The organism is Achromobacter deleyi (assembly GCF_902859705.1).
Lineage (GTDB): Bacteria > Pseudomonadota > Gammaproteobacteria > Burkholderiales > Burkholderiaceae_B > Achromobacter > Achromobacter deleyi.
In genome coordinates this window covers 380383-394241 of the sequence record NZ_CADIJO010000004.1, presented here as the reverse complement: position 1 = coordinate 394241, position 13859 = coordinate 380383, and the positions used below count along the sequence as shown (strand labels likewise).

14 protein-coding genes are annotated in these 13859 nt (G+C 67.2%); 9 read left to right on the top strand and 5 right to left on the bottom strand.

Annotated features, from left to right (window positions below; all coding sequences use genetic code 11):
* The 4 genes from HV798_RS08940 to HV798_RS08925 all read left to right on the top strand — a co-directional run.
* Positions 1-479: SPOR domain-containing protein (locus tag HV798_RS08940; RefSeq protein ID WP_175216350.1), on the top strand; the 479-nt coding region annotated here is incomplete at its 5' end.
* A gap of 83 nt (positions 480-562) precedes the next feature.
* The gene (locus HV798_RS08935) at positions 563-1195 is read left to right on the top strand and encodes a thiol:disulfide interchange protein DsbA/DsbL (RefSeq protein ID WP_025139995.1); all 633 of its coding nucleotides are present in this window, start codon (positions 563-565) and stop codon (positions 1193-1195) included.
* Between the two features lie 164 nt (positions 1196-1359).
* On the top strand, positions 1360-2571 hold the full coding sequence (locus HV798_RS08930; protein WP_175195780.1) for an ABC transporter substrate-binding protein: 1212 nt from the start codon (positions 1360-1362) through the stop codon (positions 2569-2571).
* On the top strand, positions 2550-3527 hold the full coding sequence (locus HV798_RS08925) for an alpha/beta hydrolase (protein ID WP_175195778.1): 978 nt from the start codon (positions 2550-2552) through the stop codon (positions 3525-3527). Before HV798_RS08930 ends, HV798_RS08925 begins: the two co-directional genes overlap by 22 nt.
* 34 nt (positions 3528-3561) lie before the next feature.
* On the opposite strand, the gene metC is transcribed toward HV798_RS08925, so the two are convergent.
* Both metC and HV798_RS08915 read right to left on the bottom strand, forming a co-directional pair.
* Complete coding sequence (metC, locus tag HV798_RS08920; RefSeq protein WP_425486132.1) at positions 3562-4755, bottom strand: cystathionine beta-lyase; 1194 nt, start codon at positions 4753-4755, stop codon at positions 3562-3564.
* 94 nt (positions 4756-4849) lie between these two features.
* The gene (locus HV798_RS08915) at positions 4850-5545 is read right to left on the bottom strand and encodes a nitroreductase (protein ID WP_175195776.1); all 696 of its coding nucleotides are present in this window, start codon (positions 5543-5545) and stop codon (positions 4850-4852) included.
* Positions 5546-5637: 92 nt separating this feature from the next.
* On the opposite strand from HV798_RS08915, the gene HV798_RS08910 reads away from it, so the two are divergent.
* Positions 5638-6264, top strand: coding sequence for a LysE family translocator (locus HV798_RS08910; RefSeq protein ID WP_025140000.1), 627 nt, complete (start codon positions 5638-5640; stop codon positions 6262-6264).
* Between the two features lie 73 nt (positions 6265-6337).
* Here HV798_RS08910 and HV798_RS08905 read toward each other — a convergent pair whose 3' ends face one another.
* Positions 6338-7405, bottom strand: a complete 1068-nt coding sequence (locus HV798_RS08905; RefSeq protein WP_175195774.1) for an MBL fold metallo-hydrolase — start codon at positions 7403-7405, stop codon at positions 6338-6340.
* A 73-nt stretch (positions 7406-7478) separates the two neighbouring features.
* On the opposite strand from HV798_RS08905, the gene HV798_RS08900 reads away from it, so the two are divergent.
* A complete protein-coding gene (locus HV798_RS08900; protein ID WP_175195772.1) occupies positions 7479-7859 on the top strand; it encodes a MerR family transcriptional regulator in 381 nt (126 codons plus the stop codon).
* Between the two features lie 10 nt (positions 7860-7869).
* On the top strand, positions 7870-8202 hold the full coding sequence (locus HV798_RS08895) for a YnfA family protein (RefSeq protein ID WP_025140003.1): 333 nt from the start codon (positions 7870-7872) through the stop codon (positions 8200-8202).
* A gap of 102 nt (positions 8203-8304) precedes the next feature.
* Here the strand turns inward: HV798_RS08895 and HV798_RS08890 are convergent, their stop codons facing one another.
* Both HV798_RS08890 and HV798_RS08885 read right to left on the bottom strand, forming a co-directional pair.
* Positions 8305-9273 carry a Bug family tripartite tricarboxylate transporter substrate binding protein gene (locus HV798_RS08890; RefSeq protein WP_025140004.1) on the bottom strand — a complete coding sequence of 323 codons (969 nt, stop codon included), beginning with the start codon at positions 9271-9273 and terminating at the stop codon, positions 8305-8307.
* 92 nt (positions 9274-9365) lie between these two features.
* On the bottom strand, positions 9366-10544 hold the full coding sequence (locus tag HV798_RS08885; protein WP_175195770.1) for a M20 aminoacylase family protein: 1179 nt from the start codon (positions 10542-10544) through the stop codon (positions 9366-9368).
* A gap of 246 nt (positions 10545-10790) precedes the next feature.
* Here HV798_RS08885 and HV798_RS08880 point away from each other — a divergent pair, with 246 nt between their 5' ends.
* Complete coding sequence (locus tag HV798_RS08880; protein WP_025140006.1) at positions 10791-11969, top strand: isovaleryl-CoA dehydrogenase; 1179 nt, start codon at positions 10791-10793, stop codon at positions 11967-11969.
* A gap of 13 nt (positions 11970-11982) precedes the next feature.
* Positions 11983-13830: a bifunctional isocitrate dehydrogenase kinase/phosphatase gene (gene aceK, locus HV798_RS08875; protein ID WP_175195768.1), complete on the top strand. Its 1848-nt coding sequence runs from the start codon at positions 11983-11985 to the stop codon at positions 13828-13830.
* The last annotated feature ends 29 nt before the right edge of the window (positions 13831-13859 follow it).

The following is a 13859-nucleotide window of genomic DNA, read 5'->3' as shown; positions in this document are numbered from 1 at the left end:
CCACCGGCCCCACCGCCACGGCGCCCGCGCCGCTGCCGGGAGCCGGCACCGCACCGGCTGGCAAGTCCGACGACCTGGGCGCCCTGATCGCCACGCTGCCGACGTCCAACAACGCCCCCGCGGCCGCGCCGGCACAGGCCCCTGCGCCTGCCGCCATCGCGCCGCCCACGCCGATTGCCAAGATGGCGCCCAGCCCTGCGCCCGCAGCCAAGGCGCCAGCCGCATCGTCCGCCCCGGCGGCATCGGCCAATGGTTCGTACTACCTGCAGGCGGGCGCGTTCCGCGGCCAGGACGATGCCGAATCCCTGAAGGCCCGCATCATCCTGCTGGGCTTGCCCGTGGCGGTGCAAAAGGCCGAAGTGAACGGCAAGGCCATCAACCGCGTCCGCGTGGGGCCGTTTGCCCGCCTGGACGACATGAACCGCGCCCGCGGCCGGTTGGGCGAAAACAAGATTGAAACAGCGGTGGTGCGCCAGTAACACGGCGCGCCGATCATGGCTTTTTGATTGAACTTATCCGGGCCCGGCCCTGTCTGTAACCTTTTTGTTCAGGAACATCATCCATGCTGTCCCCCAAGCTCATCCGCATCCTGGCAGCCGCCGCGCTGACCGCCACCGCGTTCTTCAGCCCGGTCAGCCACGCCCAAGGCACCCAGGCCTACGTCGCCATCAATCCGCCGCTGCCGTCCGACACCCCGGGCAAGGTGGAAGTGCTGGAATTCTTCGCGTACACCTGCCCGCATTGCGCCGCCATGGAGCCGATGGTTGAAGACTGGGCCAAGACGGCCCCGGCCGACGTGGTGCTCAAGCAAGTGCCGATCGCCTTCAATGCCGGCATGAAGCCCCTGCAACAGCTGTATTACACCCTGATCGCGCTGGACCGCCCCGACCTGCACGCCAAGGTCTTCACCGCCATCCACGGCGAGCACAAGCGCCTGATCGACAAGAAGGCCATGGGCGACTGGGCCGCCGCGCAAGGCGTGGACCGCGCCAAGTTCGATTCGGTGTTCGATTCGTTCAGCGTCCAGACCCAGGTGCAACGCGCCAACCAGCTGGCCGAGGCCTACCGCATCGACGGCACGCCCTCGTTCGCCGTGGGCGGCAAGTTCATGACGTCGCCGGTGCTGGCGGGCAACAGCTACGAAGGCGCCCTGAAGGAAGTGAACCAACTGATCCCGATGGCGCGCGGCAACTGACCCGCACCTGAATCGCAGTACAAGAACGCCCCGCGCCGCATCGGCCGGGGCGTTTTTCATGGGGTCGTCCCTAAGGCCTGACTGCGTTCAACAGCGCCCGCCGCGGGCTACACTTCCCCCACAATAATTCGCCGCCGACGGCGGCATCCAAGGGTGGAAGACACATGAGACAGCAATTCCTGCGCCGCACGGCGCTGGGCCTGTGCCTGGCGCTTGCCGGCGCCTCTGCACTGGCCAATGACGCCGACGGCGTGAAGATCGGCGTCCTGACCGACATGGCCGGCGTCACCGCCGACGCCACCGGCCGCGGGTCCGTCGAGGCGGCCCGCCTGGCCATCGAAGAACTGGGCGGCACCGTGCTCGGCAAACCCGTCTCGCTGGTCTCGGGCGACCACCAGCACCGGCCCGACATCGGCAGCGGCATGGTGCGCAAGTGGTACGACACCGACGGCGTGGATGTCGTGGTGGACGTGCCCAATTCGTCGGTGGCGCTGGCGGTGCAGGGCATCGCGCGCGAAAAGAAAAAGCTGGTGCTGTTTTCCAGCCCCGGCACCACGGCGCTGACCCAGGCGCAATGCTCGCCCTATGGCGTGCAATGGACCTACACGACCTATGCCCTGTCGCGCGGCACGGCCACCGCCGTAGTCAACGAAGGCAACAAGCGCTGGTTCATCCTGGCATCCGACTACGCCTTCGGCAAGCAGTTGGCCGCCGACACCGAGGCGGTCGTCAAAGCCAACGGCGGCGAGATCGTGGGTACCGTGTTCCATCCGCTGAACGCGTCGGACTTCGCCTCGTTCCTGTTGCAGGCGCAGGCATCCAAGGCGCAGATCATCGCAGTGGCCAACGCGGGCGGCGACACCATTTCGGCGATCAAGCAGGCAGCCGAATTCGGCATCACCGGCGCCGGCCAGAAGCTGGCGGCGATGTTGCTGCTGATCACCGACGTACACAGCCTGGGCCTGCAAGCCGCGCAGCAGACCTACCTGACGGTGCCGTCGTACTGGGACATGAACGACGGCACGCGCGCCTTCACCAAGAAGTTCGAAGCCCGCCTGGGCCGTCCGCCCACCTTCCTGCAAGCGGGGGTCTACAGCTCGGTGCGCCACTACCTGCGCGCCGTGCAGGCGGCCGGCACGACGAATTCCGACGCCGTCATGGCCAAGATGAAATCGCTGCCCATCGACGACCCCTTCAGCCTGAACGCGCATATCCGCGAAGACGGCCTGGTGGTGCGCGACATGATGCTGGCGCAGGTGAAATCGCCGGCCCAGTCCAAGGCGCCCTGGGACTACTACAACATCGTGCGCACCATACCGGGCGATACCCTTGCCTGGCCCCTGTCGGAAAGCCAATGCCCGCTGGTCAAGAAATAAATCAGACGTTTTCCCCGCCGCTGGCGTTGGCCGACTTCGGCAGCTTCTACGCCGGCGGGCGGCAGGTGCGCATCGAAGGGCGCCCGCCGCGCGAGATCGCCTTTACCCGCACCGCGTCGCTGCCGTACGACCCCAACGGCCTGTATCACGTGGAACAGGCCTACGTGCAGTACTTCATTCCCGCCGAGCGGCGGCACCCGCTACCGCTGGTGTTGCTGCACGGCGGCGGCATGACCGGCGCCATGTGGGAACAGACGCCTGACGGGCGGCCCGGCTGGGTGCAGCACTTCCTGCGGCAAGGCCATGCGGTGTACGTGGTCGACAACGTCGAACGTGGCCGCGCGGGCTGGACGCCGTTCGAAGAGGTATGGCCCGAATCGCCCATCGTGCGCAACGCCGAAGAAAGCTGGTCGCTGTTTCGCTTCGGCCAAGCGAGCGACTATGCGCAGCGCCGCGCCTTCGATGGCCAGCGCTTTCCGGTGCAGGCCTTCGATGCCTTCATCCGCCACGCGGTACCGCGCTGGCTGGGCAACAACGATGCGGCGCTGGCCGGGTTTTGCGCGGCGCTGGAGCGCATCGGCCCGTGCCTGGTGCTGGCGCACAGCCATGGCGGCGAAGTCGCCTACCGCGCGCTGCAAGCGCGGCCGGACCTGGTGCAAGGGGTGATCGGCATCGAGCCGTCGGGGTTCTCGGAAGCGGTGGCGCCCGCCAGCGTGGCGGGCAAGCCGTTCCTGTTCGTCTATGGCGACTATCTGGACGCCACGCCGCTCTGGACCCGCCTGTGCCAGGCGGGGCAGGCCTATGCGGAACAACTGGCGGCGCACGGCGCGCACGTCGCGACGTGGCGCCTGGCCGGCATGGGCATCGCGGGCAATTCGCACATGCCCATGATGGACGACAACAGCGACGACATCGCGGCGCGCATCGGCGCCTGGATACGGGCCGAGGCGGTTTGAAGGCGAACTAGCCCGTTGCGCCCCATGAACGACGTCAACCTTGTACTGCCGCCGCCTTTTCCAGCGCCTGCGTCAGGTCGGCGATGATGTCCAGCGGCGACTCCAGGCCGATGTGCAGGCGCACCAGCGCGTTCTGGCCTTCGCCCCAATAGCGGTGATGCGACAGGTCCTTGGGCGACACCAGTTGCACCAGGCTTTCATAGCCGCCCCACGAGAAGCCGATGCCGAACAGTTCCAGCGCATCGACGAACGCACGCGCGGCCGCGGGCGACAGGCGCAGTTCGACCGACAGCATGCCGTTCGAACCGGTGCAATCGCGCTGCCACAGGGCGTGGCCCGGGTCTTCGGGCAGCGCCGGATGGAACAGGCGCACGGTTTCGGGGCGGCCCTTGAAGAACGCGCAGATTTCCAGCGCGTGGCGCGCATGCTGCGCCATGCGGATGGGCATGGTGCGCACGCCGCGCAGCGCCAGCCAGGCATCGTCGGCGCTGATGGAATAGCCCATCGCGTACTGCGTGCGGTTCAGTTGCTTGGCAATCTTTTCGTCATTGGTGACCACCGCGCCCAGCATCAGGTCGGAATGGCCGCCCACGTACTTGGTGCCGGCAATGATGGACACCTGCGCGCCCAGCGTCAGCGGCCGGTAGATGTAGCCCGAGCCCCAGGTGTTGTCGGTGGCCAGCACCAGGCCACGGCGCTGCGCGAACGCGGCCATGGCGCCCATGTCGAGCATCTCGAACAGCAGCGAGCCGGGTGATTCCACATACAGCAGCTTGGTGTTGGGCTGCACCAGCGCGTCCAGGTCTTCGCCCGCGGCGAAGTAGGTCACGCTGATGTTCATGCGCTTGAGCACGGCATCGTCAAGCTCGCGCATCGGGCCGTAGACGCAGTCGGAAATCAAGGCGTGGTCGCCCGCCGAGCACAGCGCCAGCATCACCATCGTCATGGCCGACAGGCCCGACGGCGCCAGGTAGGCATGCGTGCCGCCTTCCAGCTGCGCAAACACCTGTTCCAGCGCCGCGTGCGTGTCCATGCCCATGCGGCCATAGGTGGTGGCGCGGCCGCCCGCGGCCTTGCTGCGCTGGGCTTTTTCCAGCGCGGCCAGGTTCTCGAACCGTACGGTGCTGGCGCGCATCGGCGGCAGCGGCACCGGCGCCGTGCCGGTCTCGGGATTGAACGGGGCGGTGCCCGCATGCTGCAGAACCGTATCGATGTGTTTGGTAGGCATCTTCAGAGGGGAATGCTTGGCGTTAGGACGGGAATCCAGAACCATATCAGGAGCGGGCGGGGCTGTCGCCCCATGCCCTTGTGAACGAGCAGGCCTAGTCGACCCAGCGCACCGTCGATGCCAGGTCCGCGCGGCGGGTGCGGTAGCTGTTGGCGGGGTGGGCGGTATCGGCATAGCCGAACGAAATGGCGCACACCACGCGGCGGTCGGCCGCCAGGCCGAGTGCGTCGCGCAGCACCTCGGGGTACATCGCCAGCGACGCCTGGGCCACGGTGGCCACGCCATTGGCTTGCGCCGCCAGGAGGAAATTGGCGACGTATCCGCCGCAATCGATGGCGCCGTATTCGCCCAGGGCCTCGTCGGTCGTGATGATGGCCACGTGCGGCGCATCGAACAGCTGGAAGTTGCGCAGTTCCTGGCGGCGATAGGCCTCGCGGTCGCCGCGGGCCACGCCCACCGCGTTGTACAGCTGGAAGCCCGATTCGCGGCGCCGGGCCAGGTAGTCGCCCTGGTACTCGCGTGGAAACGGAAAGTCGGGCGTGAAACCCGGCTGCTGCGCACGTTGCTGCAATGCCTGGCTCAAGCGGCGGGCGCCTTCGCCCGAGGCCACCGTCACCTGCCAAGGCTGGCAGTTGCACCACGACGCGGTGCGCGCGGCCAGCGTCAGGATGCGTTCGATGACTGCACGCGGCACCGCATCGGGCAGGAAGGCGCGGCAGCTGTGGCGCGCGCGCAGCCAGTCTTCAAGCGCGGCATCGGGACGCGCGGTGGATTCCGGTACAGCGGACATGGTGTCTCCTTCGTGGCTTCGCATTTATTTCCTCGTATGATGCCAGTTCATTTCCGGCGCGCAAGGCGCCGGCCGACCTTCGCGAGACCCTCATGCTGCCCCTTGAATCCCTGACCGCGTTCTTCGGCATTGCCGTGCTGCTGTCCCTGACGCCCGGCCCCGACAACCTGTTCGTGCTGATGCAATCGGCCATCTGGGGACGCAAGGCCGGGCTGTTCGTGGTGCTGGGCCTGTGCACGGGCCTGATGGGCCACACCGCCGCGGTGGCGCTGGGCCTGGCCGCGCTGTTCGCCGCGTCGCCGGTGGCCTTCACCGTGCTCAAGCTGGCCGGCGCGGCCTACCTGGCTTATCTGGCCTGGCAGATCCTGCGCGCGCCGGTGCATGCCGAAGACGGCCAGCGGCCCGCACCGATGAAGACGTCGGCGCTGTATCGGCGCGGCATCGTCATGAACCTGACCAATCCCAAGGTGCTGCTGTTCTTCTTCGCGTTCCTGCCGCAGTTCACCTCGCCCAAGCTGGGCCCGGTGGGCTGGCAGACAGTGCAGCTGGGCGCCGTGTTCATGCTGGCGACGCTGCTGGTGTTCGGCGCCATCGCCTTCTTCTCGGGCGCGTTCGGCGAACTGCTGCAGCGCTCGGTCACGGCCAAGCGTTGGCTCAACCGCATTGCGGCCTTGGTGTTCGTGGGCCTGGCGGTGCGCCTGGCCACGTCGTCGCGCTAGCCGCGCTGTTCGGCGCGGGCCGGGCGTTCGCGCCAGGCCCCGCCAAGAACTCCGGTGACGACAACGGCGGCGATCAGGCCGCCGAGAACCGCACGATGCCGTCGGCGCCTTCTGCCCGAGTCAACTTGCCTTCGAAATACAGCGCGTGCAAGTGCGCCAGCGCCTCGCCCATGGCGAAGGTCAACTGGTGCAGGTCCAGCTTGCGCTTGAACAGCACCGGCACGATGTCCGAGGTGGACTGCGGCTGCACCGCACAGGCCTCCAGCACTTCGGCCAGGCGGTCGCGGTGGTGCTCGTGCTGCTGCGCGATGCGCTCGTGCAGGCCCTTGAACGGGCGGCCGTGCGAAGGCAACACCAGCGTGTCGCGCGGCACGTCGGCGTAGCCATCCAGCGACCTCAGGTACAGGGGCAGGGGGTTGGCGTCCGGCTCGTAGTCGAACACGCTGACGTTGGTGGAAATGCGCGGCAGCACCATGTCGCCCGAGATCAGCACGCCCAGGTCCGGCGAATGCAGCGAGGCGTGTTCGGGCGCGTGGCCGTAGCCCACGATGACGCGCCAATCGCGTCCGCCGATGCGCACCTGGTCGCCGTGCATGATGCGGGTGTAGCGCGACGGCACGGCCGGCACCAGGTTCGGGAAGTAGTTGGCACGCTGGCGGATCTGTTCCTGCGCGTCCGGGTCGGTCAGGCCGTGGCGCGCGAAGTGGTCCACCGCGGACTGGCCGCCGGGGCCGCCGCCGGCCTCATTGCGGCGCGACGACCACAGCGACGCCACCATGAAGTCGGTCATCGTCATCCAGAGCCGGGCGTTCCAGCGCTCGCACAGCCAATAGGCCAGGCCGATGTGGTCCGGATGCATGTGCGTGACCAGCACGCGCAGTACGGGCAGGCCCTCAAGCTCGTTCTTGAAAACGTCTTCCCACAGCGTCTTGACCTCGTCGCGCGAGATGCCGCAGTCGACGATGGTCCAGCCGTCGCGGCCGTCGATGTTGTCGCGCAGCAGCCAGAGGTTGATATGATCCAGCGCGAACGGCAGCGGCATGCGGATCCATTTCACGCCTTCGGCCACCGTGTGCGCCCGGCCGGCCTCGGGCTGGAAATCGGCCCAGGGATACTGCAGCTTCTGTTCGTTGGGGTTCATTGCCTCGCTCTCCACGCTTGACGATCGGGTCAAGTCATCATAATTTACGTTTACGTAAACTGCCACACGCCGCATGCCCTCGTCAACCTGGACCATCTCCGAGCTCGCCCGCGAGTTCGACGTCACGCCCCGCACGATCCGCTTCTATGAAGACCAGGGGATCGTCAGCCCGGCGCGCGAGGGCCGCAACCGCATCTTCGGGCCGCGCGACCGCACGCGCCTGAAACTGGCCCTGCGCGGCAAGCGCCTGGGCTTGCAGCTGTCCGAGATCCTGACGCTGATCGACATGTACGACGGTCCGGGCGACACCGAAGTGCAGCTGCGCCAATACCTGACCGTGCTGGAACAACACCGCGCCACGCTCGAACAGCAGCGCCGCGACATCGAAGACACCTTGCAGGAAATCGCGGTGCAGGAACGCCAGTGCCGCGACCTGCTCGCGCAGCATCCCTGAGGGCGGCATCATGGGCATGCTGCAAACCCTGGCGCTCTTCATCCTGACCGCCCTGGCCGAAATCGTCGGCTGCTACCTGCCTTACCTGTGGCTGCGGCGCGGCCATTCCATCTGGCTGCTCGCGCCCGCCGCGCTCAGCCTGGCGCTGTTCGCCTGGCTGCTGACCCTGCACCCCACGTCGTCCGGCCGCGTCTATGCGGCCTATGGCGGCGTCTATATCGGCATGGCGCTGCTGTGGCTGTGGGCGGTGGACGGCGTGCGGCCCAGCGCCAGCGACTACGTCGGCGTGGGCCTGTGCCTGGCCGGCATGCTGGTCATCATGTTCGGGCCGCGCGGCGGCTGACGCATCGTCCCTCGCGGCCTCGACCTGGCGTCAAGAAAAAGGCGCGCGATCCGCAAGGAACGCGCGCCTTTTTCTTGGCAGCGCCTGTTCAGGCGCCCCCGATCATTCGGCCTTGATGTTGCCTTCCTTGATCAGGCGGGCATTGTTGGCGAATTCGGCCTGCACCTGCTTGGCGAAGGCCTCGCCCGACGCGGTGCCCGGCTGCAGGTACGACTTGGCCAGCAGGTCCTTGAATTCCGGGCTGGCCACGGCCTTGGCCAGGGCGGCCTGCAAGGGGCCGGACACGGCCGGCGGCAGGTTGGCCGGCGCAAAGATGCCGAAGTTCGAGTAGTACTGGGCCTGCGGCAGCTTCAGTTCGGCCATGGTGGGCACATCGGGCCAGGCGGCCAGGCGTTCGGGCGCCATCACCGCCAGCGGCTTGAGCGCGCCGCTGGCCACGTGCGGCAGTACCACGTCGGTGTTCACCACCAGCAGTTCTACCACGCCGCCCAGGCCGTCGGTCAGCGCCTGGCTGTTGCCGCGGTAGGGCACGTGCAGCATCTTGGTGCCGGTCTGCGCCGTCAGCGCCGCCATGCCGATATGGGCCACGGTGCCTTGGCCGGGCGTACCGTAGCGCACGCCGTCCGGGTGCGACTTGGCGTAGTCAATCAGGCCGGCGAAGTCCTTCACCGGCAACGCCTTGGTGGCCACGATGGCGACAGGCGCCACGGCCACGCTGGCCACCGGCGTCAGGTCCTTCATCGGGTCGTAGTTGGTCTTGGCCAGATGCGGAAAGATGGTCAGCGGGCTGGTCGAAGCCAGCAGCAGCGTGGTGCCGTCAGGCTGGGCCCGCGCCACGAAATCGGTGCCCACGGATGCGCCCGCGCCCGGCTTGTTTTCCACGATGACGGTAGCGTTGGCTTCCTTGCGCAGCACGTCGCCCAGGCGGCGCCCGATCGCGTCGGCGCTGCCGCCGGCGGTGTAGGGCACGACCAGGGTGATGGGCTTGGCCGGCCAGGTCTGGGCCATTGCCCCGCCCGCCATGATTGCCAGGGCCGCCCCCGCGGCCGTGAACAGCATCTTCTTTTTCATACTTTCCTTGTGATGTTGCGTAGCACTGCGTCAGGTAAAGCGTGTTGCAAAAAAAGCGTCAGGGCGCCCCGGCGTCCGTAGTGATGCCGGAATCAGGCCGCGAGATAGCGCTGCGCCAGGCGGATCCAATAGGCCGCGCCGGCCGGAATCAGGGCGTCGTTGAAGTCGTAGCTGGCGTTGTGCAGCATGCATGGGCCCAGGCCGTGGCCCGCCATGCGGTGCTCGCCGTCGCCATTGCCCAGGAACACGTAGCAGCCGGGCTTGGCCTGCAGCAGGAAGGCGAAGTCTTCGGACGCCATCACGGGCTCGATGACGCGCGCGCCGTCGGCGCCGGCCACGTCGCGCATGACCTCCATGCAGAAATCCGTTTCGGCCGGGGTGTTCACCAGGGCCGGATAGCGGCGTTCGAAATACACGTCGGCCTCGCAGCCGTGGGCCGCGGCGATGCTGCCGGCAATCTCGTGCATGCGGCGTTCGATCAGGTCGACCACGTCGGTGCTGTAGGCGCGCACCGAACCGCCCAGCCAGGCGCTGCCGGGAATCACGTTGATCACGCTGCCGCCGGCCTGCACCTGGGTGATGGACAGCACGGCGGCGTCCAGCGGCCGCTTGCTGCGGGTCAGGATGGTCTGGAACGCCTGGCCGATGGCAAACAGCGCCGGCACGGGGTCGGCGCAGTCCTGCGGCGCGGCCGCGTGGCCGCCCTTGCCGCGCACGGTGATCTTGAAGCCATTGGCCGCCGCCATCATCGGGCCGGCGCAGACGCCGAACGTGCCGGCCGCCAGGCCCGGCCAGTTGTGCATGCCGAACACGGCTTCGCAGGGGAAGCGGTCGAACAGGCCGTCCTGGATCATCGCGCGCCCGCCCGCGCCGCCTTCTTCGGCGGGCTGGAAGCAGAAATACACCGTGCCGTCGAAACCGCCGGCCTGCTGCAGGTGGCGGGCCGCGGCCAGCAGCATGGCGGTGTGGCCGTCGTGGCCGCAGCCGTGCATCTTGCCGTCGTGGCGCGAGCGGTGGTCGAACTGGTTCTCTTCCTGCATCGGCAGGGCGTCCATGTCGGCGCGCAGCATGATGGCGCGGTCCGAGGTGCCGCGCTTGATCACCCCGACCACGCCCGTCTTGGCGATGCCGGTGTGCGTCTCGATGCCCCAGCCGCCCAGGGCGTCGGCCACCACCTTGGCGGTGCGGTGCTCTTCGTAGCAGAGCTCGGGATGGGCATGCAGGTCACGCCGCAGCGCCACAATATCGTCCAGATCGGATAGTTCGAGCACCGCTTACTCCGTCACAAATTTCAGGTTTCAAGGATCGGCTGGAATAGTACCCAGCGCGCTTCCCCCGGGACGCAAACATTTGCCTAGGGAAAACCCGACTCAAATTTACGTTTACGTAAACGTAATATTTGCGGTGCATCATTGCGTAGCCCCCGCCGATCGGCGCATCATGGGATCACGCGACGAACCGTGGCGCGGTAGCTGGCGCCCATAAAAATGTAAGTACCCACTATCACGGAGACAGCGATGAACCTTCCCGGCCTGAATTTCGACCTGGGCGAAGATCTCGACATGCTGCGCGACGCGGTGCGCACCTTCGCGCAAGCCGAGATCGCGCCGCGCGCCGCCGAAGTCGACCGCAGCGACCAGTTCCCCATGGATCTCTGGCGCAAATTCGGCGACCTGGGCGTGCTGGGCATGACGGTCGGCGAAGAGTACGGCGGCGCCAACATGGGCTATCTGGCCCACATGGTCGCGATGGAAGAAATCTCTCGCGCCAGCGCCTCCATCGGCCTGTCCTATGGCGCGCACTCCAATCTGTGCGTCAACCAGATCAACCGCAACGGCACCGCGGCCCAGAAGTCCAAGTACCTGCCCAAGCTGATCTCGGGCGAACACGTGGGCGCCCTGGCCATGAGCGAACCCGGCGCCGGTTCGGACGTCGTCAGCATGAAGCTGCGCGCCGACAAGAAGGGCGACCGCTACGTGCTCAACGGCACCAAGATGTGGATCACCAACGGCCCCGACGCCGACACCCTGGTGGTCTACGCCAAGACCGACCCCGAAGCGCACCAGCGCGGCATCACCGCCTTCCTGGTGGAAAAGGGCTTCAAGGGCTTTTCGGTGGCGCAGAAGCTGGACAAGCTGGGCATGCGCGGCAGCCACACCGGCGAACTGGTGTTCCAGGACTGCGAAATCCCCGAAGAAAACGTGCTGGGCCAGGTCAACGGCGGCGTGAAGGTGCTGATGAGCGGCCTGGACTACGAACGCGCCGTGCTGTCCGGCGGTCCGGTCGGCATCATGCAGGCCGTGATGGACGTGGTAGTGCCGTACATCCATGAACGCAAGCAGTTCGGCCAGGCCATCGGCGAATTCCAGCTGATCCAGGGCAAGGTCGCCGACCTGTACACCACCCTGCAAGCCAGCCGCGCCTTCTGCTACCAGGTGGGCAAGAACCTGGACCGCCTGGGCGCCGAACACGTGCGCCAGGTGCGCAAGGACTGCGCCGCGCTGATCCTGTACACGGCCGAAAAAGCCACCTGGATGGCAGGCGAGGGCGTGCAGATCCTGGGCGGCAACGGCTACATCAACGACTACCCGGTGGGCCGCCTGTGGCGCGACGCCAAGCTGTACGAGATCGGCGCCGGCACCAGCGAAATCCGCCGCATGCTGATCGGCCGCGAACTGTTCAACGAAACCGCCTGAGCCGCGCCGCGCCATGATCCGCACGTCCGACGTCCAGCACATCGAGCAGGCGCCCGCCAAGGGCCCCTCGCCGCTGGACGTCGCGCGGCTGATCCTGGCCGGGTTCGACCGCCACTACGCGCTGTTTCGCTACAGCGCGCAGCGTGCCAAGGCCTTGTTCGAATCGGGCGACTGGCACGGCATCCAGCACCTGTCGCGCGAACGCATCGAGTACTACGACATGCGGGTGCGCGAATGCGCCACCCAGCTCGAAGGCGTGCTGCGCGGGCGGCCTGAAGGCGCGGTGGGCGCCAACGGCGCGACCAGCCCGGCGCTGACCGAGGCGCAGACCGCCTACTGGCAGCAGATCAAGCAGGAATTCGTGGGCCTCTTGGCCGAGCACCGCCAGCCCGAATGCGCCGAGACCTTCTTCAATTCGGTGTCGTGCCGGCTGCTGCACCGCGACTACTTCCACAACGATTTCCTGTTCGTGCGGCCCGCGGTGGCGACCGAGTACCTGGATAGCCGCATGCCGTCGTACCGGGTCTACTACCCGGCCAGCGAAGGGCTGCAGAAAAGCCTGATCCGCATGGTGGCCGACTTCGGCCTGGCGCTGCCCTTCGAAGACCTGCCGCGCGATGCCCGCCTGCTGGCGCGCACCGCGGTGCACAAGCTGCGCACGCTGCTGCCCCGGCACGTCGGCCGCCGCATCGCCAGCGATTGCCAGGTGCATGCGCTGGGCTCGCTGTTCTTTCGCAACAAGGGCGCGTACATCGTCGGCCGCCTGGTCAACCAGACCACCGTCTACCCCTTTGCCGTGGCGCTGACGCGCAACCCGGCCGGGCAGGTGCGGCTGGATGCGCTGCTGCTGGGGTCGGATGACCTGAGCACGCTGTTCAGCTTCACCCGCGCGTATTTCCTGGTGGACATGGAAACGCCCGCCGCGGTGGTCAATTTCCTGTCCAGCCTGCTGCCGCGCAAACCCAAGGCCGAGCTCTACACCATGATCGGCCTGCAAAAGCAGGGCAAGACGCTGTTCTACCGCGACTTCCTGCACCACCTGGCGCATTCGCGCGATGCCTTCGACGTGGCCCCCGGCATCAAGGGCATGGTGATGTGCGTGTTCACGCTGCACTCGTACCCGTACGTGTTCAAGCTGATCAAGGACCGCATCGACAAAGACGGCATGGACCACGCCACCGTGCGGCGCAAATACCAGATGGTGAAACTGCACGACCGCGTCGGCCGCATGGCCGACACCTGGGAATACTCGCAGGTGGCGCTGCCGCGCAGCCGCTTCGCGCCGGCCTTGCTGGACGAATTGCGGCGCCTGGTGCCCAGCCTGATCGAAGAAACCGGGGACACGGTCGTCATCCGCCATGTCTACATCGAACGGCGCATGACGCCGCTGAACCTTTACCTGACGCAGGCGCCCGACGCGCTGCTCGAACCCGCCGTGCGGGAATATGGCGATGCCATCCGCCAGTTGGCCGCGGCCAATATCTTCCCCGGCGACATGCTTTACAAGAACTTCGGCGTGACGCGCCTGGGCCGGGTCGTGTTCTACGACTACGACGAAATCCAGCGCATGACCGAAATGAATTTCCGGCGGATTCCGCCCGCCCCGAACGAAGAAGCGGAAATGGCGTCCGAACCCTGGTATGCCGTCGGCCCGAACGACGTGTTTCCCGAGGAATTCGGCCGCTTCCTGCTGGGCGACGCGCGGGTGCGCGGCGCCTTCCTGCGCCATCACGCCGACCTGCTGGAACCGGCCTGGTGGCAGGCCTGCCGCGCCCAGGTGGCGCAGGGCCGGATTGAAGAATTTTTCCCTTACGATACGGACAGGCGCCTGCGTCCGGCACCAGCCGGCGCGGCCTCGTAAGCAGACGCTGTCCCGACCCTCACAGGAGC